At 70.6% G+C, this 22660-nt stretch carries 19 protein-coding genes; 18 read left to right on the forward strand and 1 reads right to left on the reverse strand.

Annotation, left to right across the window (positions count from 1 at the left end; translation table 11 throughout):
- Positions 1-152: 152 nt before the first annotated feature.
- The 13 genes from mftA (at position 153) to HCA44_RS02720 (ending at position 15656) form a co-directional block, all read left to right on the forward strand.
- Positions 153-257 carry a mycofactocin precursor MftA gene (gene mftA / locus HCA44_RS02660; protein WP_169646999.1) on the forward strand — a complete coding sequence of 35 codons (105 nt, stop codon included), beginning with the start codon at positions 153-155 and terminating at the stop codon, positions 255-257.
- 2 nt (positions 258-259) lie between these two features.
- Positions 260-610, forward strand: coding sequence for a mycofactocin biosynthesis chaperone MftB (mftB, locus tag HCA44_RS02665; RefSeq protein WP_169647000.1), 351 nt, complete (start codon positions 260-262; stop codon positions 608-610).
- Positions 610-1884, forward strand: coding sequence for a mycofactocin radical SAM maturase (gene mftC / locus HCA44_RS02670; protein WP_169647001.1), 1275 nt, complete (start codon positions 610-612; stop codon positions 1882-1884). The genes mftB and mftC overlap by 1 nt, the downstream gene beginning before the upstream one ends.
- Positions 1884-3149, forward strand: a complete 1266-nt coding sequence (gene mftD / locus HCA44_RS02675; RefSeq protein WP_169647002.1) for a pre-mycofactocin synthase MftD — start codon at positions 1884-1886, stop codon at positions 3147-3149. The genes mftC and mftD overlap by 1 nt, the downstream gene beginning before the upstream one ends.
- Positions 3150-3168: 19 nt before the next feature.
- Positions 3169-5094 carry an FAD-dependent oxidoreductase gene (locus tag HCA44_RS02680; RefSeq protein WP_169647003.1) on the forward strand — a complete coding sequence of 642 codons (1926 nt, stop codon included), beginning with the start codon at positions 3169-3171 and terminating at the stop codon, positions 5092-5094.
- An 11-nt stretch (positions 5095-5105) separates the two neighbouring features.
- A complete protein-coding gene (locus HCA44_RS02685) occupies positions 5106-5918 on the forward strand; it encodes a mycofactocin-coupled SDR family oxidoreductase (protein ID WP_169647004.1) in 813 nt (270 codons plus the stop codon).
- A gap of 4 nt (positions 5919-5922) precedes the next feature.
- Entirely contained in the window at positions 5923-7926 is a 2004-nt protein-coding gene (locus HCA44_RS02690) for an FAD-dependent oxidoreductase (RefSeq protein ID WP_346764546.1), read from the forward strand.
- Positions 7923-8609 (forward strand): mycofactocin biosynthesis peptidyl-dipeptidase MftE, encoded by a 687-nt coding sequence (gene mftE / locus HCA44_RS02695; RefSeq protein WP_169647005.1) that lies wholly within the window; start codon positions 7923-7925, stop codon positions 8607-8609. The genes HCA44_RS02690 and mftE overlap by 4 nt, the downstream gene beginning before the upstream one ends.
- A gap of 148 nt (positions 8610-8757) precedes the next feature.
- Positions 8758-10158 carry a mycofactocin biosynthesis glycosyltransferase MftF gene (gene mftF, locus HCA44_RS02700; RefSeq protein WP_169647006.1) on the forward strand — a complete coding sequence of 467 codons (1401 nt, stop codon included), beginning with the start codon at positions 8758-8760 and terminating at the stop codon, positions 10156-10158.
- Positions 10159-10160: 2 nt separating this feature from the next.
- Entirely contained in the window at positions 10161-11654 is a 1494-nt protein-coding gene (gene mftG / locus HCA44_RS02705; protein WP_346764575.1) for a mycofactocin system GMC family oxidoreductase MftG, read from the forward strand.
- A 122-nt stretch (positions 11655-11776) separates the two neighbouring features.
- Complete coding sequence (locus tag HCA44_RS02710) at positions 11777-13183, forward strand: ethanolamine ammonia-lyase subunit EutB (RefSeq protein ID WP_169647008.1); 1407 nt, start codon at positions 11777-11779, stop codon at positions 13181-13183.
- Positions 13180-13974, forward strand: a complete 795-nt coding sequence (gene eutC, locus HCA44_RS02715) for an ethanolamine ammonia-lyase subunit EutC (protein WP_169647009.1) — start codon at positions 13180-13182, stop codon at positions 13972-13974. The genes HCA44_RS02710 and eutC overlap by 4 nt, the downstream gene beginning before the upstream one ends.
- Before the next feature lie 53 nt (positions 13975-14027).
- Complete coding sequence (locus HCA44_RS02720; RefSeq protein ID WP_169647335.1) at positions 14028-15656, forward strand: AMP-binding protein; 1629 nt, start codon at positions 14028-14030, stop codon at positions 15654-15656.
- Positions 15657-15665: 9 nt separating this feature from the next.
- Here HCA44_RS02720 and HCA44_RS02725 read toward each other — a convergent pair whose 3' ends face one another.
- Positions 15666-16196, reverse strand: a complete 531-nt coding sequence (locus tag HCA44_RS02725; RefSeq protein ID WP_240945283.1) for a TetR/AcrR family transcriptional regulator — start codon at positions 16194-16196, stop codon at positions 15666-15668.
- 242 nt (positions 16197-16438) lie between these two features.
- Here HCA44_RS02725 and HCA44_RS02730 point away from each other — a divergent pair, with 242 nt between their 5' ends.
- Genes HCA44_RS02730 through HCA44_RS02750 form a run of 5 tightly spaced genes read left to right on the forward strand, consistent with a single transcriptional unit; the run spans position 16439 to position 22635 of the window.
- Positions 16439-18064 carry a carboxyl transferase domain-containing protein gene (locus HCA44_RS02730; protein ID WP_169647011.1) on the forward strand — a complete coding sequence of 542 codons (1626 nt, stop codon included), beginning with the start codon at positions 16439-16441 and terminating at the stop codon, positions 18062-18064.
- An 8-nt stretch (positions 18065-18072) separates the two neighbouring features.
- On the forward strand, positions 18073-20166 hold the full coding sequence (locus HCA44_RS02735; RefSeq protein WP_169647012.1) for an acetyl/propionyl/methylcrotonyl-CoA carboxylase subunit alpha: 2094 nt from the start codon (positions 18073-18075) through the stop codon (positions 20164-20166).
- The gene (locus tag HCA44_RS02740; RefSeq protein ID WP_169647013.1) at positions 20166-21335 is read left to right on the forward strand and encodes an acyl-CoA dehydrogenase family protein; all 1170 of its coding nucleotides are present in this window, start codon (positions 20166-20168) and stop codon (positions 21333-21335) included. The genes HCA44_RS02735 and HCA44_RS02740 overlap by 1 nt, the downstream gene beginning before the upstream one ends.
- The gene (locus HCA44_RS02745; protein ID WP_169647014.1) at positions 21332-21814 is read left to right on the forward strand and encodes a MaoC family dehydratase; all 483 of its coding nucleotides are present in this window, start codon (positions 21332-21334) and stop codon (positions 21812-21814) included. The genes HCA44_RS02740 and HCA44_RS02745 overlap by 4 nt, the downstream gene beginning before the upstream one ends.
- Positions 21811-22635 carry a CoA ester lyase gene (locus HCA44_RS02750; protein WP_169647015.1) on the forward strand — a complete coding sequence of 275 codons (825 nt, stop codon included), beginning with the start codon at positions 21811-21813 and terminating at the stop codon, positions 22633-22635. Before HCA44_RS02745 ends, HCA44_RS02750 begins: the two co-directional genes overlap by 4 nt.
- The last annotated feature ends 25 nt before the right edge of the window (positions 22636-22660 follow it).

The following is a 22660-nucleotide window of genomic DNA, read 5'->3' on the forward strand; positions in this document are numbered from 1 at the left end:
GCGGTTCCATTTTTCTCTCCGTCGGCTCTGGATTATTGCACTCGATGCCATTAATGTAGGTGATGCAGAGCACATCCACGTGTCATTGTGTTCCATGCAGTAGAGAAAAGGGGCAGCCACGGAAGGTGTGTCCCGCAACCGAAGGGAGCGTCATGTCGCATCAGGAGAATGTCGCCGACGACCGCCAGGCCGACGCGCTGATCGAGGAGAGCCTTGTCGAAGAGGTGTCCATCGACGGCATGTGCGGCGTGTACTGATCGTGTCCACCGCAGCCGAGACCGGGCGCCGCGAACGCGTCGCATTCGATTCGGGACAGGCATGGACCGTCCACCCCCAGGTGGCGATCCGTCCGGAACCGTTCGGTGCGTTGCTGTACCACTTCGGAACCCGCAAGCTCTCGTTCCTCAAGAATCGAGTCGTCGTGGAGGTCGTGCGTGCGCTCGGCGATCACCCGGACGCCCGGTCCGCGCTGCACGCGCACGGCATCGAGGGCGAGAACGCCGCGCCGTACCTGCACGCCCTCTCCACACTCGCCGACTCGTCCATGATCGTGCCGGCCGACCCGCGCGAAGGCGCCGGTGGCGCGACGCAACCGCGTAAGGAGCAGTAGTGACATCGACGCTCGAGCACGGGACCACGACGGCCTCCACGGCTCCGCCGGCTGTGGGCAGATTGATCGACCAGTTCGAGCAGGGGCTCGACGCGCCGATCTGCCTCACATGGGAGCTCACGTACGCGTGCAATCTGTCATGCGTGCACTGTCTGTCGTCGTCGGGCAGGCGCGATCCCCGCGAGCTCTCCACCGAGCAGTGCAAGGCGATCATCGACGAGCTGCAGCGGATGCAGGTCTTCTACGTCAACATCGGTGGTGGCGAGCCCACCGTCCGCTCCGACTTCTGGGAGCTCGTCGACTACGCGACCGCACACCAGGTCGGGGTCAAGTTCTCCACCAACGGCGTGCGCATCGACGAGAAGGTCGCGGCGCGCCTCGCCGCGAGTGACTACGTCGACGTCCAGATCTCCCTCGACGGCGCCACCGCCGAGGTCAACGATGCCGTGCGCGGCCCCGGATCGTTCGCGATGGCGGTGCGCGCACTCGAGAACCTGTCGAATGCCGGCTTCCGCGACGCCAAGATCTCGGTGGTCGTCACGCGCGAGAATGTCAGCCAGCTCGACGATTTCAAGGCGCTCGCCGATCGATACGGTGCGACGCTGCGCATCACCCGCCTTCGCCCGTCCGGCCGCGGCGCCGACGTGTGGGACGACCTGCACCCCACCGCCGCTCAGCAGCGTGAGCTCTACGACTGGCTCGTCGCGCACGGCGAGGGAGTGCTCACCGGCGACAGCTTCTTCCACCTGTCGGCGTACGGCGACGCGCTGCCGGGGCTCAATTTGTGCGGTGCGGGCCGCGTCGTGTGCCTCATCGACCCGGTGGGCGACGTGTACGCGTGCCCGTTCGCGATCCACGAGGAGTTCCTCGCGGGCAACATCCTCGCCGACGGCGGCTTCCAGTCGATCTGGCAGAACTCGGAACTGTTCACCGAACTGCGTTCCCCGCAGACAGCGGGCGCCTGCACCAAGTGCGCGCACTTCGACTCGTGCCGCGGTGGCTGCATGGCCGCGAAGTTCTTCACGGGTCTGCCGATGGACGGGCCCGACCCCGAGTGCGTACAGGGTTTCGGCGAGAGTGCCCTCGCCGCCGACCGTACGATCCCGCCTGCCGCGGTGGATCATTCGCGCACCGGCAAGCGCCGCACACCGCGCGCACCCGTGCCGCTCACCCTGCTCACGACGCCGCCACGCCGGCCGTCGAAGGCATGCGACGAAAACCCCCTCGCCGGCATGACGCCTCCCGTCGCCGGCCCGAGCCGAACGGAATCGTGATGAAGAACCCCTGGGCGCGCAATCCGTGGTTCGAGACGGTCGCGGAAGCGCAGCGTCGAGCCCGCAAGCAGCTGCCGAAGTCGGTGTACGCCGCGCTCGTCGCCGGATCCGAGAAGGGCATCACGACCACCGACAACATCGAGGCGTTCTCGGAACTCGGTTTCGCGCCGCACGTCGCCGGCCTGTCGGCCGAACGCGATCTCACCACGAGCGTCATGGGACAGCCGCTCTCGTTCCCGGTCATGATCTCGCCGACCGGGGTACAGGCAGTCCATCCGGACGGTGAGGTCGCGGTCGCGCGTGCCGCCGCCAATCGCGGAATCGCCATGGGGCTCAGCTCCTTCGCGTCGAAGTCGATCGAAGACGTCGCCGCCGCGAATCCGCAGACCTTCTTCCAGATGTACTGGGTCGGCAGCCGAGACGACCTGCTGCACCGCATGGAGCGCGCCAAGGCCGCAGGCGCGGTGGGCTTGATCATGACGCTCGACTGGTCGTTCTCGATGGGACGCGACTGGGGCAGCCCCGAGATCCCCGAGAAGATGGACCTCGCGGCGATGGTCAAGTTCGGTCCCGAGGGCGCGCTGCGCCCGAAGTGGCTGCTCGAATACGCGAAGCGCCGCGAGATCCCGGACCTCACGACCCCCAACCTCAAGCCGCCCGCAGGCACCGCGCCCACCTTCTTCGGCGCGTACGGCCAGTGGATGAACACGCCGCTTCCCACGTGGGACGACATCCGGTGGATCCGGGAACAGTGGGACGGACCGTTCATGCTCAAGGGCGTCATGCGCGTCGACGACGCCAAGCGTGCGGTGGACGCGGGGGTCACGGCGATCTCGGTGTCCAACCACGGCGGCAACAATCTCGACGGCACCCCGGCGCCGATCCGTGCGCTGCCCGCGGTGGCCGACGCGGTGGGCGACCAGATCGAAGTCGTGCTCGACGGCGGCGTGCGCCGCGGCGGCGACGTGGTCAAGGCTGTCGCGCTCGGGGCTCGCGCCGTCATGATCGGGCGCGCCTACCTGTGGGGCCTCGCGGCCAACGGCCAGGCCGGTGTCGAGAACGTGCTCGACATCCTGCGCAGCGGTGTCGATTCCGCGGTGATGGGATTGGGCAAGAACAGCATCGGGAACATCACGCGCGACGACGTCGTGATGCCCCCCGGTTTCGTGCGCAATCTGGGGGTCGAGCAGTCGGGCACCGCATCGAAGGCCGCGGCGGCAGGCAAGGCGAAGCCGGCCGGGCGTCGCGCGTCGCGCTCGTCCTGACCGCGCCGCACCGGGCTCGATGACGGTCACCGATCCGTGCCGCATCGGCCCGCGCGGCGCGCCGTCGCGCGTCGTGTTCGGGCCGCACGCGACGAATCTCGCGATGCAGCGGGCTTTCTCACCGCGACACGTCGCCTACTACGCCGAACGCGCGCGCGCCGGTGCGGGCGTCGTGGTCACCGAAACCGCCTCGGTGCACGAGTCCGACCACCCCTACGCGCGGGCACCGCTCGCCGCGTCGTGCGGGTTCGGCTGGCGGACGATCGCCGACGCGTGCCACGCGCACGGCGGCCTCGTCGTGGCGAGCCTCGGGCACCGCGGGCTGCAGGGCACGAGCGCGTACCACCGCCGCCCGCTGTGGGGGCCCTCCGCGGTCGCGGATCCTGCCGAACGTGAATTGCCCGTCGTGATGGAGCGCGACGAGATCTCGGCGCTGGTGGTGGCGTTCGCGGATTCTGCGGCGCTCGCTGCAGACGCGGGCGTCGACGGGATCGAGATCGACGCAGGCCCCCGCTCGCTCGTGCGGCAGTTCCTGTCGGGCCTCACCAATCACCGCACCGACGAATACGGGACGCGGCGCGACCTGCTGCTCACCGAGGTGCTCGCTGCGGTGCGCGGTGCGGTGGGGGACGACATGATCATGGGGTTGCGGGCGAGTTGTGACGAACTCGCGCCGTGGGCGGGCATCACTCCCGCCCGCGCGGCCGAATGGGTGCGCGCCGTCGCACCGCTGGTCGACTACGTCGTGCCCGTGCGCGGCGGCCTGTACGCGCCCGACATGGATCGGCCCGATTTCCGCACTGCGGCACCCGACGATCTGTGCGCGCTGCTGCGTCCGGCAGCCGCGGACACACTGCTGGTCGGTTCTGCCGACGATCCCGTGGGTGCGCGCGAAGCGCTCGCAGGCGGCGCCGACCTCGTCGACATGACGCGCGGTCTCGTTGCCGATCCCGGCCTCGTCACGGCGCTGCGCGACGGCCGTGCGCCGCGGCCGTGCGTGCGCTGCAATCAGTCGTGCGTCGTCGACGACTGGCGCACTCTTCCGGTGCAGTGCGTCGCGCATCCCACCGAATACCCTTCCGGCGAGCGCGAGACCACGCCGTGGCACACCGATGCCGTCGCTCTCTCCGCGGGTGTCACGGTGGTCGGCGGCGGTGTCGCGGGCCTCGAAGCCGCGCGCCTTCTCGGCTCCGCGGGTGTCGACGTCGACCTCTACGAGCGGGCGGCACGGCTCGGTGGGGTGCTGCCCGCTGCGGCGCCGCAGTTCGTCCCGCTCGTCGACTGGCTCGTCGCGGAGTGCACGCGCGCGGGGGTGCGGATACACACCGGCACGCCGGTCGACGACGACACGGTGCGGGCCGCCTCGGCCGCGGGTCGGCCGGTCCTCGTCGCGGTGGGTGCGGAGGCGTCGCGGCACCGGTTCGACTGCGACGGAACCGTTCCGGTGGTCGACGCGTCCGTGGCACGGACGTCGGCGCTGCCGCACGGGCCCGTCGTCGTGTTCGACCCACGCGGCGACGACGTGGCGACCGACATCGCAACCGGTCTCGCCGCGGCCGGACGGACCGTCGCCCTGGTGACCCCCGACGACGTCCTCGGCTCGCGGGGTGTGCGCGGCGGCGCACCGCCCGCGACACGCGCGCACCGCGCTGGAGTGGACGTCCGCGTCGCGTCGACCGTCACCGCGGCCACCCGCGGTGCCGTCACGGTCGCCGGCAGGCGTGGCGGCGAGGACACGGTGAACTGCGCCGTCGTCGTCGACTGCACGAGGCCGGTCGCGTCGCCGGCCTTCGCGTCCGGAGCCGGGCGACTCCGCATCGGCGACGCGGTGGCTCCGCGCGGTGTCCTCGACGCGATCACCGATGCGCGCGCCGCGGTGCGTGCGCTGGTCGGCGGTCTCGGCGACGCGAAAGACTCTGCCGCACAGCAGCGTGCGGCGATGTGAAAGGAAACGTCATGGGAGAGTTCGACGGCAAGGTCGCCTTTGTCACCGGCGCGGCGCGCGGACAGGGCCGCAGTCACGCGGTACGACTGGCGCGCGAAGGAGCGGCGATCGTCGCGATCGACGTGTGTGCCCCGGTGAGTGACTACAACTCCTACGCGCCCGCGACGGCGGAGGACCTCGACGAGACCGTGCGCCTCGTCGAAGCCGAAGGCGGGCGCATCCTCGCGCGCCGCGCCGACGTGCGCGACAGCGCACAGCTCGCGCAGGTCGTCGCGGACGGAGTCGCCGAGTTCGGTCGCCTCGACGTCGTGATCGCGAACGCGGGCATCTGCAACTGGAGTCGATTCTGGGAGATGCCCGACGACCAGTGGGAGACGCTGATCGACGTCAACCTCACCGGCGTGTGGAAGACGCTCAAGGCTTCCGTGCCCGCGATGATCGAGGCCGGCAACGGCGGATCGATCGTCGTGGTCAGCTCGGTCGCCGGTATCAAACCGATTCCGGGGCAGGCGAACTACGCGGCCGCGAAATCGGGCCTCGTCGGTCTCACGCAGGCGGCGGCGAAGGAACTCGGCGAGTACCGCATCCGCGTCAACTCGGTGCACCCCTACGGCGTCGACACGCCGATGGGCACCGATCAGGGCAGTCTGAAGATGCTCGAAGCCCACCCGCAGTTCGCCGCGAGCCTCGGCACGATCCTCACCGAGTCGCCGCTCGCGACCGTCGACGACATCAGCGACGCGGTCCTGTGGATCGCGAGCGACAAGGCGCACACCGTCACCGCGACCCAGCTCACGGTCGACATGGGCAACACCAAGGTGTGACGCCGTGCCCGGACCGTACCCCCGGCTGCTGTCGCCGCTGCGCGTCGGTGCACTCACGCTCGCGAACCGCGTGGTGTTCGGTGCCCACCTGACGAATTTCGCGCGCGACGGTCTGCCCACCGACCGTCACCGCGACTACTACGCGGCGCGCGCAGCCGGGGGAGCCGGGCTGATCGTCACGGAAGAGCACGTCGTGCACCCGTCCGACCACGCGTACGAGCGTCTGATCCAGGGCTGGCGCGACGACACCGCGGCGTCCTATCGGAGCCTCACCGACGCGGTCCACGCACACGGCACACCGATCCTCGCGCAGCTCAATCACAATGGCGCACAGGGCACGTCGGCGTACTCGCGTCGGCCGCTGCTCGCACCGACCGCACTGCCGGACCCGATGTTCCGCGAGGTGCCGCGCGAGGCCACGGCCGACGACCTGGCCGAACTGGTCGCGGCCTACGCCGGCACCGCGGCGAGGTGCGTGCGCGGCGGCTTCGACGGCGTCGAAATCCAGTGCTCCCAGTCGTCGATCCTGCGGGCATTCCTGGCGCCCGCGCTCAACCGGCGCACCGACGGGTACGGCGGCACAGTCGCGCAGCGCGCGCGTCTCGTGCTCGAGGTGGTGCGGGCCGTGCGCTCCGCGATCGGCGACGCGGTGCTCGGTGTGCGTCTCGCGACCGGTGACGGCACCGCGGGCGGCGTGTCGATCGCCGACGCGACCGTCGTCGCGGGTCTGCTCGATCCGCACGTCGACTATCTCGGCACGTCGCCCGGATCCGCCACCGAGACACTGCATCTGGTCGAGGGGTCGATGGCGATGCCGCACGGCTACGCGCTGTCGGCCACGGCGCAGATCCGGGCCGCGGTCACGGTGCCCGTGATCGGGGCGGGCCGGCTCGACGACCCCGACGTCGCCGAGCGGGCGCTCGCAGACGGCGAGTGCGACCTCGTCGCCGTCGTGCGCGGTCAGATCGCCGACCCGCATTTCGTCGAGAAGATCGCGTCGGGCCGCGCCGACACGGTGACGTCGTGCCTCGCATGCAATCAGGACTGCATCGGCCGCGTCGGTCTCGGTCGTTCCGTCGCGTGCTGTGTCAATCCGAGCGCCGGCCGCGAAGGACACACGCGCGACTCGGCACCGGGCCCGCGACGCACCGTTCTCGTCGTGGGCGGCGGTCCTGCCGGGCTGAAGGCGGCGGCCACCGCGGCGCGGCGCGGCCACCACGTCACGGTCCTCGAGCGTGACCGGCTCGGCGGCCGCATCCGGACCGCGGCGGCGGCGCCCACCCGCGGGCGCCTCGGTCGCGTCGTCGACGAGCTCGTGGACGAGTGCGTGCGTGCGGGCGTCGACCTGCGGACCGGTGTGCATGCCGACGCCGCGACCGTGGCGGAGTGGGCCGCCGACGACGTGATCGTCGCGACCGGCGCCCGGGCCCACCGGCCCGCGTGGGCAGAGCCGGGGTCCGTCACGGACGCAGGCGACATCGACGGTGCCCTGTCGGTGGGTGCGGGCCGGGTCGGTGACGGCGAGGCCAGGCAACCGCATGCGATCGTGTTCGACGAACTGGGCTTCCACGAGGCCACGTCCGCGGCGGAGATGCTCGCCGAGGCGGGATTTCGCGTCACGGTGTGCACGAGCGGGGCGGTCGTCGGCCAGGATCTCGGGCTGACACTCGACCTCGCGGGCTGGCGGGCACGTACGGCCCGATTCGCCGTCGACGAGGTGACCGAGGTGAGTCCGCAGCGGTGTGTCCGTGCGGGGACGCACACGACGCTCTCCCTCGTGCACTACCCGTCCGGGCGCGACGTGCATCTGATGGCCGACGTCGTGGTCGCCGCGGTGGCGCCGCGCGCCGACGACGGCCTGTGGCGGCAGCTGCGTGCCCGCGGAATCGCGGCGGTCCGGATCGGCGACGCACTCGCGCCGCGCAGGCTCGACGCCGCCGTCCGCGAGGGGGCGGCCGCGGGGTCGGCGATCGGTGCGCGCACGCACGCGGTCGGAGTCGCGCGATGAGTAGGGAGCTCGCCGGGCACACGTGGCCCGAACTCCGCGACGAGAGCCCCGTGCTGGCGGTACCCGTCGGGGCGCTCGAACAGCACGGCCCGCACCTTCCCCTCGACACCGACACCGTGATCGCCGACGCCGTCGCCCGGTCGCTGGACGGCGTGCTGGTCGCGCCGCCGATCTCGATCGGCGCGAGTGGCGAGCACGAGGGCTTCGCGGGCACCGTGTCGATCGGCGCCGACGTGCTCGAACGCGTGCTCGTCGAGTTCGGTCGATCGGCGTGCCGATGGGCCGGGCGCATCGTGTGGATCAACGGGCACGGCGGCAACGCCCACGCCGTCGTCAAGGCGACCACCTTGCTCCGCTACGAGGGCCGCGACGTCGCCTGGCACCCGTGCGCGGTGCCCGGCGGCGACGCCCACGCAGGCCGGACCGAAACGTCGCTGCTACTCCACCTTTCGCCTGCCCGCGTACACCTCGACCGGCTCGAGCCGGGAAATACGGAACCGGTCGAGACGTTGATGCCCCGGCTGCGGCAAGGCGGTATGGTCGCCGTGTCGGCCAACGGGGTGCTCGGCGATCCACGTGGCGCCTCGGCCGAGGAAGGCGCACACGATTTCGCGCGGATGTGCGATCGTGCTGCGGCGATGCTGACACGATGGACGCCGGGACCACAGGGGAGGCTCACATGACGCACCGCGTTTCGCGCGGGTCCGCGCTCGCCTTGCACAGACGCCGAAGGTTCCGCACGGCAGAGCTGGCCGCACGGTTCTCCTCGCCCGGCGCTTCTTTTTCGATGCAACCGGCTTGCATCGACGTCATCCGGCATACCATCGTCTGATGCAGCCGGCTCGACTTCCCGACGGCTTCGGGATCCGGATCGATCCGAGGGTGCGCACGTACTCGGACGGTCGAGTCCTGATCGGCGGCTCACCCACCCGTATGTTGCAGCTCGCACCCACCGCTGCCGCCATGATCGGCGACGGCTACCTCGAGGTGTGCGATCAGCAGACCGCCGTCGTCGCCCGCCGCCTGCTCGACTCGGGAGTCGCCAACCCGCGGCCGATGAGCACGCCGTCTCCGCGCGACGTCACGGTGGTCGTCCCCGTCAAGGACAATCCCGAGGGCCTCGTACGTCTGCTCGGCGCGCTGCACAGCTTCGACGTCGTCGTCGTCGACGACGGGTCCACCACACCCGTGCGGGTCCCGGAGCTGCCCGCGGGGGCGCTCGGCAGTGTCACCGTGCTGCGTCACGATGCACCACGTGGGCCCGCTGCGGCGCGTAACACCGGATTACGCGTCGCGACAACACCGTTCGTTGCTTTCCTCGATTCCGATGTCGTGCCGCACACCGGGTGGGCCGAGGTCATGCTTGGCCATTTCAGCGACCCGTCGGTCGCGCTCGTCGCGCCGCGCATCGTCGCGCTGGTGCCGGACCGGGGCGTGCTGGGGCGCTACGAACACGCGCGCTCGTCGCTCGACCTCGGGCGCCGCGAGTCGGCCGTCGCGTCGGGCGGCCCCGTGTCGTACGTGCCGAGCGCGGCGATGATCGCGCGCCGCGACGTGCTCGCCGAGTTCGGCGGTTTCGACCACACGATGCACGTCGCGGAGGACGTCGATCTGTGCTGGCGGCTCCAGGACTCCGGGTGGCGGCTGCGCTACGAGCCGGTCGCGCGGGTCGCACACGACCACCGCGTGCGTTTCGGCACGTGGTTCTCGCGCAAGATGTTCTACGGCACCGGCGCGGCACCGCTCGCCACCCGGCACGACGGCAAGGTCCCGCCGGTCGCGATGTCGCCGTGGACGCTGGCGACGTGCCTCGCGGCAGGCTCGTGCACGCGCGCCGGACTGCTCGGCGCGCTCGCGATGTTCGTCGCCACGATCGTCCGGCTCCGGCGCACGCTCGCCGGGCTCGACCAGCCCACGCGCGTCGCGGCCATCCTTGCGGCGCGCGGTTTCTCGGGCGGAATGTGGCAGCTCGCGTCGGCGGCGTGCCGCCACTACTGGCCCGTCACACTGCTCGCGGTGGTGGCCTCCCGGCGGGTGCGGCGCATCGCGCTCACCTTCGCGCTCGCGGAAGGTGTCGCCGACTGGGTCACGCATCGCGAAGCCGGGGGCCTCGGTCCCGTGCGGCACACCGTGTTCAAGCGGCTCGACGACCTCGCCTACGGGTCGGGTCTGTGGCGCGGCGCGCTCACCGCACGCACCCTCGATCCGCTCAAGCCTCGGCTGCGCAGTTGACCGTGCGGCATGCGGATGTCGTGGTGGTCGGCGGTGGCTCTGCCGGATGTGTGCTCGCCGCGCGGCTGAGCGACGATCCCGCGCGACATGTCCTCCTCGTCGAGGCGGGCGAAGACCCGGCCACACCTGCGCCGATCGGCCGGTTGCCGCTCGGGCCCACCTCCACCGTCGCGACCAGCTACGAAGTCGAACTGACCGAAGGGCGAAGCGCTTTCGTTCCGCGCGGCAGCGCGGTCGGCGGATCGGGGGCCGTCAACGGCGCGTATTTCGTGCGTGCCACCGACGCCGATTTCGCGCGCTGGCCCGCAGCGTGGTCGGCCGACGCGGTACTGCCGTACTTCCGTCGCGTCGAACGCGACCTCGACTTCACCGGGCCTCGGCACGGGGCCGACGGTCCCGTCACGGTGCGACGCGTGGCCGGTGACGCGGCGGGCGCCGTCACCCGCTCGTTCGCCGACGCCGCCCGTGCGGCCGGGTGGCCCGCCGAACCCGACAAGAATGCCGGTGGCGCGGGCGGGGTCGGTCCCGTCCCGCTCAACGTCGACGGCGATCGCCGGGCCAGCACCGCGCACGCGTATCTCGACCCCGCGCGCGGCCGCGCCAACCTCGAGATCCGCACCCACACGCGCGTCGACCGCGTCGTGTTCCGCGGCGACACCGTGGTCGGCGTCGACGTCGTCGACGGAACCGAGGCCGGGCACGGCGCGCGGCAGACGGTGCGCGCGAGCACCGTCGTGCTGTGTGCGGGCGCGTTCGAGACGCCGTGCGTGCTGCTCCGGTCCGGTCTCGGGCCTGCCGACGAACTCACCGCCCTGTCGATTCCGGTCACGAACGACCTACCCGGGGTCGGGCGCGGATTCACCGATCATCCGGAACTGCTGGTGCCGTATGCATTCGACACCGGCGCGCACGCCGAATCCTTCTCGCCGGCCCGTGCCCTGCTCGAGGCGTGCGCCAACACCCCCGAGTTCGAGTTGCGGCCCTACACCGCGCCGTTCGCACGGTCGATCGAAGGCCTCGAAAGTATCGGGGGCGGCGTTGCGGCAGGGCTCGGCCTCGGCGTCGCACTGATGCGGACCGACAGCACCGGCACCCTCGCACTCGACTCGGCGGATCCGACCGTGCCGCCGCGGGTGCGCTACGGCTACCTGCGCACCGCGCACGATCGCGCGTGTGCCGCCGCGGCCCTCGACGCCGCGCACGACGTCCTGGCCGCGTGGCGGGGCGTGCGTTTCGACCCGATCCGCGCGGGCGGAGCGGCCCCGCTCCCACTCGAACTGCTGGGCACGAGCCAGCACATGTGCGGCAGCGCGCGTATGGGGGGCGTGGGCGACCCCGGTGCCGTCGTGGACGAGCGGTGCGCGGTGCGGGGCGTGCGGGGTCTGTTCGTCGCCGACGCGTCGGCGATTCCGGTCGCTCCGTCCCGCGGTCCGCACGCCACCGTGGTGATGCTCGCCGAACGTGCTGCCGAGTTCGTGAGCTCGCTGTCCGCGTAACACGCCAGTCACGCGCGAAACACACTGTGGGCACACGGCGGTCGTAACATGTGGCCCTCACCGAAGACCGCTGGATCGGCAGGAGGACGGGATGCTGCGATGAGCATCGAAGGCTGCGGGCCGTGACCCGTCACCGGCAGCAGGTGGGCGGCTGCACGTACGAATTCGACGGTCTCGTCGACGTGCTCGCGAAAGCCACTCCCGCCCGCAGCGGAGACCAGCTCGCGGGCTGTGCGGCGGGCTCGGACGCCGAACGCGCCGCCGCGCAGTGGGTACTCGCCGACCTGCCGCTGGCGGTCTTCCTCGAGGAACTCGTCGTGCCGTACGAGGACGACGAGATCACCCGCCTGATCGTCGACACACACGAGCGCGCGGCCTTCGCGCCGATCTCACATCTCACCGTCGGCGGTCTGCGCGATCATCTGCTGTCGGTCGCCGCGTCACCCGATGCCGGCACTCGGCTGGCCGCGCTCGCACCCGGCCTCACTCCCGAAATGGTTGCGGCCGTGTCGAAGATCATGCGCAACCAGGACCTGATCGCGGTCGGGCGTGCGGCGCGCGTGACGTCGGCGTTCCGGACCACGATCGGCGGCACGGGCCGGCTCGCGACGCGTCTGCAGCCGAACCACCCGACCGACGACCCGCGCGGCATCGCGGCCGCGATACTCGACGGGCTGCTGCTCGGCTGCGGCGACGCCGTGATCGGCATCAACCCGGTCACCGACTCGCCGCGCGCCACCGCCGAGCTGCTGCACCTCGTCGACGACATCCGCACGCGATTCGCGATCCCCACCCAGTCGTGCGTCCTGTCGCACGTGACCACGACCCTCGGTCTCGTCGAGGGCGGCGCTCCGGTGGACCTGGTGTTCCAGTCGATCGCCGGTACGCAGGCCGCGAACCACGGTTTCGGGGTGACGCTCGCGCTGCTCGCCGAGGCGCGGGACGCGGCGCGGTCGCTGCGGCGCGGCACGGTGGGCGAGGACGTCATGTATTTCGAGACCGGCCAGGGTTCGGCGCTCAGCGCGCACTCGCACCTCGGTACGGACGGCGCACCGGTCGACCAGCAGACGCTCGAGGCGCGCGCGTACGCGATCGCGCGGGCCTTCGACCCGCTGCTCGTCAACACCGTGGTCGGCTTCATCGGCCCCGAATACCTGTACGACGGAAAGCAAATAGTGCGGGCCGGTCTCGAGGACCACTTCTGCGGCAAGCTGCTCGGCCTGCCGATGGGTGTCGACGTGTGCTACACGAACCACGCCGAGGCCGACCAGGACGACATGGACACGCTCCTGACTCTGCTCGCGGCAGCGGGCACTGCGTTCGTCATCACCGTTCCCGGAGCGGACGACGTGATGCTCGGCTACCAGAGCCTGTCCTTCCACGACGCGCTCTACGCGCGCCGCACATTCGGCCTGCGGCCCGCACCGGAGTTCGAAGAGTGGTTGCGGGCGCTCGGCATGCTCGACGAGCACGGGGGTCTGCGCGAGATCGATCCGGCCGGGTCGCCGCTGCGGGAGCTGGCTCGATGACCGAGGACGGGGGCAGCGGCGACACCGCCCCGTGGGCACGGCGAGCCGACCCCTGGGAACCCATGCGCGCGCTGACCCGGGCACGAATCGGGCTGGGCCGCAGTGGCGATGCGCTTCCCACTCGCAGCGTTCTCGCGCTGCGCGCGGCGCACGCGGCCGCACGCGACGCGGTCCACCAGCCGCTCGACACCGCGGCGCTGTCCGCCGCGCTCGCCGCCGTCGGGTTCCCGGAGACTGCCGTCGTCTCGAGCCGTGCGCGTTCACGCGCCGAGTACCTTCGCAGGCCCGACCTCGGGCGCGTGCCCGCAGGCGATCTGTCCGAGTTGCCCGGCGGGGGCGCGGAGGTAGGCATCGTGCTCGCCGACGGCTTGTCGCCACGTGCTGTCGCCGAACACGGAGTCGGGCTCGTCGCGGCGCTGCAGTCGGAGTGGGCCGGTCGCTATGCGATCGCGCCGGTCGTCGTCGCGGTCCAGGCCCGTGTCGCGCTCGGCGACCACATCGGGGCGGCCCTCGGGGCGCGCACGGTACTCGTGCTGATCGGCGAGCGTCCCGGCCTGTCGGTCGCCGACAGTCTCGGCGTCTATCTGACACACGATCCGATGCCCGGTCGCTCGGATGCGGAGCGCAACTGCGTGTCCAACATCCATCCTCCCGACGGTCTCGGCTACTCCGATGCCGCGCGCGTCGTCGCGAGATTGCTCGAGGGTGCCCGGACACTCGGCCGCTCGGGCGTCTCCCTGAAGGACACCGGTGTCTCCGCCCCACCCCTTTCCGGGGGTGGAGAGGTGTGAGGTGAGTCACTAGCGTGGAGTCCGTCACGCACGACACGGACGGAAGGACCACGATGCCCGCGCTGCCGAGTTATGCATCCGGAGTATCCGACAAGCCGCTGCTGGGCGACACGATCGGCGACAACCTGGACCGCACGATCGCCGCGTACGGCGAGCGGGATGCCGTCGTCGACGTGCAGAGCGGTAGGCGCTGGACCTACCGCGAGTTCGGTGCCGACGTCGACGCACTCGCGGCGGGACTGATGGCGCGTGGCATCGTCGCCGGCGACCGCGTCGCGATCTGGGCACCGAACTGCCCCGAATGGACCCTCGTGCAGTACGCGACCGCGAAGATCGGCGCGATACTGGTGAACGTCAACCCGGCCTACCGCACGTTCGAGCTCGAGTACGTGCTGAAGCAGTCGGGCGTACGAATGATCGTGTGCACCGCGGAGTTCAAGGGTTGCGACTACCCGGCGATGGTGCGTGAGGCATCCGCGAACGCGCCCACGCTCGAGTACGTCGCGGTGATCGGCACCGACGAGTGGGACTCGCTGCGCCACGACGGCGTCCGCGCCCACGCCGAGGACCCGGATCGGCTGGCGGCCGTGCAGGCGTCGCTGTCCGCCGACGATCCGATCAACATCCAGTACACCTCGGGCACCACCGGTTTCCCGAAGGGCGCCACGCTCAGCCACCACAACATTCTCAACAACGGCTACTTCGTGGGCGAGCTGTGCCACTACAGCGCGGACGACCGGATCTGCATCCCGGTGCCCTACTATCACTGCTTCGGAATGGTGATGGGCAACCTCGCCGCGACGAGTCACGGTGCCGCGACGGTCATTCCGGCCCCGGCCTTCGACCCGGCCGCGACTCTCGAGGCGGTGCAGCGGGAGCGCTGCACGTCGTTGTACGGAGTACCCACCATGTTCATCGCCGAACTCGCACTCGCGGACTTCGACTCCTACGACCTGTCGACTCTGCGCACCGGCATCATGGCGGGCTCGCCGTGCCCGGTCGAGGTCATGAAGCAGGTCATCGACCGCATGGGCATGACCGAGGTGTCGATCTGCTACGGCATGACCGAGACGTCTCCCGTCTCGACGCAGACGCGTGCCGACGACACGATCGAGCAACGCGTGGCCACGGTGGGCCGTGTCGGTCCGCATCTCGAGGTCAAGGTCGTCGATCCCGCGACGGGTGCCACGCTGGAGCGCGGCGAGCCGGGGGAGCTGTGCACGCGCGGCTACTCGGTGATGCTCGGATACTGGAACGACGACGAGAAAACCGGCGAGGCCATCGATTCCGCACGTTGGATGCACACCGGGGACATCGGGGTGATGGATGCCGACGGCTACGTCGCGGTCACCGGGCGCATCAAGGACATCGTGATTCGTGGCGGCGAGAACATCTACCCCCGCGAGATCGAAGAGTTCCTCTACACCCATCCCGACGTGCTCGACGCGCAGGTGATCGGGGTCCCCGACGCCAGATACGGCGAGGAACTCATGGCGTGGATCCGCCTGCGCGAAGGCGCGCAGCCGCTCGACGCGCAGCGGCTGCGGGAGTTCTGCGAGGGCAGGCTCGCGCACTACAAGGTGCCGAAGTACGTCCACGTGGTCGACGAGTTCCCGATGACCGTCACCGGCAAGGTGCGCAAGGTGGAGATGCGCGAGATCGCCGTCTCGCTGCTCGAGTGAGCGGGAGGCTCATCGAGTGAGCGCGGCGATCGCCATCGGACGCAGCACGCGGCGGGTGTGATCGGCCGACTCGCGCCTGCCGCTGTGTGGCGTCGAGTTGAGCAGGCCGAAAACCGCGTGCGCCATCACCCGGGCGTCGCGTTCGTCGCGCGTCGCGTCGAGGCGACGCAACTCGTGCACCCACAGTTCGACGTAGGTGCGCTGCGCGCGCCGCACCTCGCGACGGGCGTCGTCGGGCAGGCTCGCGAGGTCGCGGTCCTGGATCACGATGAGATCGGGCTCGGTGGTGGCGAAGTCGAGATGGAAGTCGACGAGTGCGGCGAGTGCGTCGTGCGGATCGTCCACCGACTCGACCACCGCGTGTCCGCCCGCGAGCAGACGGGTGCTGATGCCGACGAGCAGTTCGACGAGCACGGCGTCCTTGCTCGCGAAGTGCCGGTAGACGGCGGGCCCGCTGATGCCGACGGCGGCGCCGAGATCCTCGAGGCGCACTCCGGGAAAGCCCCGCTCGGCGATGAGTCGCGCGGCCGCGTCTAGCAATTGACGGCGCCGGTCCGCCTTGCGCTGGACCCGCGTCGTGGTGGCCTGCTGTGCAGTCGTGTCTGCGGTGACTGCGCCTGGGGTGAACGTGTTCGGGGGCACAGCTCTCCTCGTATGTGGTCTGGACAACAAGATCGATCGTCGTTAAGGTCTAACTCAGTTATTGGGCATTAACTCTACAAGGATCATCGACCCTGTGGCGGTCGCCGTCAACCGAGCCGGAGTCGAGAGGAAGCGGTGTCATGTCGCTCGCGGAAAGCACCAGTCCCGAAGGGGATCGGGCGCACGCCCCACGCACGCCAGGGGATCGGGCGGCAGGCAACAGGCAAGCCCACGTCGCGCTCGTCGACGAGTTGCGGACGCGGCTCGCGTCCACGGCCCTCGGCGGCGGCGAACGCTCGCGCGAACGCCACGTCGCGCGGGGCAAGCTGCTGCCACGCGACCGGGTGAACGTGCTGCTCGACCCGGGCAGCCCCTTCCTCGAGATCGCGCCGCTCGCGGCGGGCGGCATGTACGACGACGAGTCTCCCGGCGCGGGCATCATCGCCGGCGTCGGCCGGGTCCGGGGCCGCGAGTGCGTCGTCGTCGCGAACGACGCGACCGTCAAGGGCGGCACGTACTACCCGATGACGGTCAAGAAGCACCTGCGCGCCCAGGAGATCGCCCTCGAGAACCACCTTCCCTGCCTCTATCTCGTCGATTCCGGTGGCGCCTTCCTGCCCCGGCAGGACGAGGTGTTCCCGGATCGCGAGCATTTCGGGCGCATCTTCTACAACCAGGCCACGATGAGTGCCGCGGGCATCCCGCAGATCGCGGCCGTCCTCGGCTCGTGCACGGCGGGCGGTGCGTACGTGCCCGCGATGAGCGACGAGGCGGTCATCGTGCGTAACCAGGGCACGATCTTTCTCGGCGGGCCCCCGCTGGTGAAGGCCGCGACGGGCGAGGTCGTCACGGCCGAGGAACTCGGCGGCGGCGACCTGCACTCGCGGGTGTCGGGCGTGACCGACCACCTCGCCGACGACGACCTCGACGCACTGCGCATCGTGCGCGACATCGTCGCCACCCTCGGACCCCGCACACCGGTGCCGTGGGAAACCCGCGCGCCGCGTCCCGCGATCGCCGATCAGACCGAGTTGTACGACATCGTTCCGGTCGACTCGCGCACCCCCTACGACGTCCACGACGTCGTGCACCGCCTCGTCGACGGCGGCGAGTTCCACGAGTTCAAAGCCGAATACGGCAAGACGCTCGTCACCGGATTCGCCCACATCCACGGCCATCCCGTCGGCATCGTCGCCAACAACGGAGTGCTGTTCGGCGAATCCGCCGTCAAGGGAGCGCATTTCGTCGAACTGTGCGACAAGCGCAGCGTGCCGCTCGTCTTCCTGCAGAACATCTCCGGATTCATGGTGGGCCGCGACTACGAAGCAGGCGGTATCGCGAAGCACGGCGCGAAGATGGTCACGGCGGTCGCGTGCGCACGTGTTCCGAAGCTCACCGTCGTGATCGGCGGCTCGTACGGTGCGGGCAACTACTCGATGTGCGGGCGCGCGTATTCGCCTCGTTTCCTGTGGATGTGGCCCAACGCGCGCATCTCCGTGATGGGTGGCGAGCAGGCTGCCGCGGTACTCGAGACGGTCCGCTCGCAGCAGCAGGGCGAGGACTGGACCGAGGACGACGCGGAGGCATTCAAGGCGCCCATCCGCGCACAGTACGAGCGTCAGGGCAATCCCTACTACTCGACCGCGCGCCTGTGGGACGACGGCATCATCGATCCCGCCGACACGCGTACCGTGCTCGGACTCGCGCTCGCGGCGTGCGGCAATGCACCGTTGCGGCCCGTGTCCTACGGCGTCTTCCGGATGTGAGGAACCGAATGCAGAAGACACACCCCGCCACCACGCACCCTGTCCGCTTCGACACCGTGCTGGTCGCCAATCGCGGCGAGATCGCGGTCCGCGTGCTGCGTACGTTGCGGCGCATGGGTATCCGCTCGGTCGCGGTGTACAGCGACGCCGACCGCGACGCCCGCCACGTGCACGAAGCCGACATCGCGGTCCGGCTCGGCCCGGCCCCGGCGCGCGAGAGTTATCTGTCGATCGAGAGGGTGCTCGCGGCCGCGGTCGACACCGGCGCGCAGGCCGTCCATCCTGGCTACGGATTCCTGTCGGAGAACGCCGAATTCGCAGCCGCGTGCACGCAGGCCGGCCTCGTGTTCCTCGGTCCGCCGCCGCGGGCGATCGAGGTGATGGGCGACAAGATCACCGCGAAGAAGGCCGTCACCGAGTACGGCGTGCCCGTCGTGCCCGGTATCGCCGAACCCGGTCTCGACGACGACGCACTCGTCGCGGCCGCGGTGGACGTCGGCTATCCGATCCTGATCAAGCCGTCCGCGGGGGGTGGCGGCAAGGGCATGCACCGCGTCGACGGGCCCGAGGCGCTCGCGTCCTCGTTGCGCACCGCGCGCCGCGAAGCCGCGTCGGCCTTCGGCGACGACACGCTGTTCCTCGAACGATTCGTCGAGCGTCCGCGGCACATCGAGGTACAGGTACTCGCCGACGCGCACGGCGGCGTCGTGCACCTCGGCGAGCGCGAGTGCAGTCTGCAGCGCAGGCACCAGAAGGTCGTCGAGGAGGCGCCGTCGCCACTGCTCGACGCGCAGACGCGCGCACGTATCGGTGCCGCTGCGTGCGACACGGCGCGCAGCGTCGGCTACACCGGCGCGGGCACCGTCGAGTTCATCGTGTCGGCGGACCGGCCCGACGAGTTCTTCTTCATGGAAATGAACACCCGTCTGCAGGTCGAACATCCGGTGACCGAGGAGATCACCGGACTCGACCTCGTCGAGTGGCAGGTGCGCGTCGCTGCGGGCGAGGCCCTCGACTTCACGCAGGACGACGTGCATCTCGACGGTCACGCGATCGAAGCGCGTGTCTACGCCGAAGACCCCGCACGCGGGTTCCTGCCGACGGGCGGCACCGTCCTCGTCGCGCACGAGCCGACCGCGTCCGGCCCGGGCACCGTGCGCGTCGATTCGGGGATCGACGCGGGCACCGTCGTGGCGTCCGACTACGACCCGATGCTCGCCAAGGTGATCGTGCACGCCCCCACCCGCGCGGAGGCGCTCGTAGGCCTCGACCGCGCCCTGGGGCGCACCCGGGTGCTCGGTCTGGTCACCAACGTCGACTTCCTGCGGTACCTGCTCGCGCAGCCCGACGTGCGCACGGGCGCCCTCGACACCGCGCTCATCGACCGGGTCGCGCCCGACTACACGGCACCGGCCGCGACACGCGACGTGTTCGTCGCGGCCGCCCTCGCACCGTGGCTCGAGTCGTGGTCGAGCGCGGAGGCCGCGGGCGATCCGTGGGCACTGCCGACCGGATGGCGCGCGGGCGCACCGGCCCCGGTGATCTCGCGCTACACGTCGGGTGGGGGAGAGAGCGTGACCGTCGAGATCACCGGCAGCCCCGACTCGGCGACCGTCTCGGTCACTCGCGGCGACGGCGCGCGCGAGACCGTGGCCGTACGGGCGTCGCGACGCGGCGACGCGCTCGCGCTGACCGTCGCGGGCACACGCGCCGAGTACACCGTTGTGCGCGAAGCCTCCACCGTCTGGGTCGCGGACGACGACGGCACGTGGCCCGTGCGCGTCGCGGAACACGAACGTATCCGCGCCGACGACTCGGCTGCCGACGCGGAGATCGTCAGCCCCATGCCGGGCACCGTCATCGCGGCCCCGGCCGCGAGTGGCGACCACGTGCGGGCGGGCGACACGCTCGTCGTCGTCGAGGCGATGAAGATGGAACACGCGCTCACCGCCCCCGCCGACGGGGTCGCAGAGATCCTCGTCGCCACGGGAGATCTCGTGCAGGTCGAACAACCCCTCGCTCGCGTGCACACCCACCCCGACGCGGAGGCGTCGCATGGCCTCGGGCCTGCCGCTACCGAAAACGTGAAAGAGAGCGCCTGATGAGCGATTCCGCGTACCTGTCCACCGGCACGCTGCCCGGCCACTACCGCGACCTCGCCCTCACCGTCCGCGAGTTCGCGCGCGACGTCGTCGCTCCCGTGGCGGCCGAGCACGACGCCGCGCACTCGTTCCCGTACGAGGTGGTCGCGGGCATGGCGAGCATGGGCCTGTTCGGGCTGCCCTTCCCCGAGGAGTACGGCGGGATGGGCGGCGACTACTTCGCGCTGTGCCTCGCGCTCGAAGAACTCGGCAAGATCGACCAGAGCGTCGCGATCACCCTCGAAGCAGGTGTGTCGCTCGGCGCGATGCCGTTGTACCGCTTCGGCACCGAAGAACAGAAGCAGCGCTGGCTGCCCGAGTTGACGAGCGGCCGCGCTCTCGCCGGCTTCGGCCTCACCGAACCGGGGGCAGGCAGCGACGCGGGCGGCACCCGCACCACCGCCCGGCTCGACGACGGCACCTGGGTGATCAACGGCAACAAGCAGTTCATCACCAACTCGGGCACCGACATCACGTCGCTCGTCACGGTCACCGCCGTCACCGGCACGAAAGCCGACGGGAAGAAGGAGATCTCGACGATCCTCGTACCGACCGACACCCCCGGGTTCACCGCCGAACCCGCCTACGACAAGGTGGGCTGGAATGCGTCGGACACGCACCCCCTCTCACTCACCGACGTCCGGGTCCCCGAGGCGAATCTGCTCGGCGAACGCGGCCGCGGATATGCCAACTTCCTGCGCATCCTCGACGAGGGGCGCATCGCGATCGCCGCGCTCGCGACCGGTGCGGCGCAGGGCTGCGTCGACGAGTCGGTCCGGTACGCGAAGGAGCGCGAGGCATTCGGCACCGCGATCGGTCGTAACCAGGCCATCGCGTTCAAGATCGCCCGGATGGAGGCGCGCGCCCACACTGCACGCACCGCGTACTACGACGCGTCGGCACTCATGCTGTCGGGCAAGCCCTTCAAGAAGCAGGCCGCGATCGCGAAGCTCGTCGCGTCCGAGGCCGCGATGGACAATGCGCGCGATGCCACGCAGATCCACGGCGGATACGGTTTCATGAACGAGTATCCGGTGGCGCGGCACTACCGCGACAGCAAGATCCTCGAGATCGGGGAGGGAACAACGGAGGTGCAGCTCATGCTCATCGCACGGGAGGCGGGACTGTGACCGACAGTGGACACCCGGTCGTCGAGCAGCGCGGCCTGTGGTTCGAGGAGTTCGAGATCGGCACGGTGTACGCGCACCGGCCCGGTCGCACGGTCACCGAGGCCGACAATGTGGCGTTCACGACGACGACGATGAACCCGCAGGCACTGCATCTCGACGCGGCCTACGCGGAGACCACGCAGTTCGGTCAGCGTCTCGTCAACTCGATGTTCACGCTCTCCACGCTCGTCGGCCTGTCGGTCGGGCAGCTCACGCAGGGCACGCTCGTCGCGAACCTCGGATTCTCCGAGATCTCCTTCCCGGCACCGATGTTCCACGGCGACACGCTCTACGCGGAGACCTTGGTCACCGACAAGCGCCCGTCGAAGAGCAGGCCCGGCGAGGGCATCGTGACGCTCGTGCACACCGGGCGCAACCAGCACGGTACGGTCGTCGCAACCGCGGTGCGGCAGACCCTCGTCCGATTGCGACCGACGTGAGCGGCCGCGCCTGGGTGCCGGGCCCCGCGTGGCTGTTCTGCCCCGCCGACCGGCCCGAGCGGTTCGCGAAGGCCGCCGCGGCCGCGGACGTCGTCGTTCTCGACCTGGAGGACGGTGTCGGCGAACAGCACAAGGCGGACGCGCGGAACGCGCTCGTGTCGGCACCGCTCGACCCCGATCGGACCGTCGTACGGGTCAACGCGGTCGACAGCCCGCATCACGGCGACGACCTGCGCGCGTTGGCCGACACGCCCTACCGCCGGGTCATGCTGCCCAAGTGCGAATCCGCCGGTCACGTCGCGTCTCTCGGCCGATACGACATCCTCGCGCTGGTGGAATCGCCCCTCGGGGCACTCGCCGCCGCGGACATCGCGCGTGCCGACGCCACGGTCGGCATGATGTGGGGTGCAGAGGATCTCGTCGCCGCGCTCGGTGGCACCTCCAGCCGTACCGCCTCCGGCCGGTACCGCGATGTGGCGCGTCACGTGCGGTCGACCGTGCTGCTCGCCGCCAAAGCGCACGGGCGGCTGGCACTCGACTCGGTGTACCTCGACATCCCGGACACCCGCGGGCTGGCGGCCGAGGCCGACGACGCGGGCGCGGTCGGCTTCGACGTGAAGGTCGCGATCCATCCCACCCAGGTCGCCGTCATCCGCGCGGCGTTCGCTCCCGCTGCCGACGAGGTCGGCTGGGCTCGCCGCGTGCTGGACGCGGCGGCCGCCGAACGCGGAGTGTTCGCGTTCGAAGGGAAGATGGTGGACTCACCGGTGCTCAGGCACGCGGAACAACTGGTGCGGCGCGCGGACCGCGCCGCACCGTAGGTGGCGGCGAGACGCGTACTCGTCG

The sequence above is a fragment of the Rhodococcus sp. HNM0569 genome (assembly GCF_012726205.1).
Classification (GTDB): Bacteria; Actinomycetota; Actinomycetes; order Mycobacteriales; family Mycobacteriaceae; genus Rhodococcus_F.

Coding starts and splice junctions, on each gene's coding strand:
- HCA44_RS02685 (WP_169647004.1), top strand. CDS start 5,106: ATGGGAGAGTTCGACGGCAAGGTCGCCTTTGTCACCGGCGCGGCGCGC.
- HCA44_RS02735 (WP_169647012.1), top strand. CDS start 18,073: ATGCAGAAGACACACCCCGCCACCACGCACCCTGTCCGCTTCGACACC.
- mftF (WP_169647006.1), top strand. CDS start 8,758: ATGCAGCCGGCTCGACTTCCCGACGGCTTCGGGATCCGGATCGATCCG.
- HCA44_RS02680 (WP_169647003.1), top strand. CDS start 3,169: ATGACGGTCACCGATCCGTGCCGCATCGGCCCGCGCGGCGCGCCGTCG.
- mftE (WP_169647005.1), top strand. CDS start 7,923: ATGAGTAGGGAGCTCGCCGGGCACACGTGGCCCGAACTCCGCGACGAG.
- HCA44_RS02720 (WP_169647335.1), top strand. CDS start 14,028: ATGCCCGCGCTGCCGAGTTATGCATCCGGAGTATCCGACAAGCCGCTG.
- mftD (WP_169647002.1), top strand. CDS start 1,884: ATGAAGAACCCCTGGGCGCGCAATCCGTGGTTCGAGACGGTCGCGGAA.
- HCA44_RS02740 (WP_169647013.1), top strand. CDS start 20,166: ATGAGCGATTCCGCGTACCTGTCCACCGGCACGCTGCCCGGCCACTAC.
- mftA (WP_169646999.1), top strand. CDS start 153: ATGTCGCATCAGGAGAATGTCGCCGACGACCGCCAGGCCGACGCGCTG.
- HCA44_RS02730 (WP_169647011.1), top strand. CDS start 16,439: ATGTCGCTCGCGGAAAGCACCAGTCCCGAAGGGGATCGGGCGCACGCC.
- eutC (WP_169647009.1), top strand. CDS start 13,180: ATGACCGAGGACGGGGGCAGCGGCGACACCGCCCCGTGGGCACGGCGA.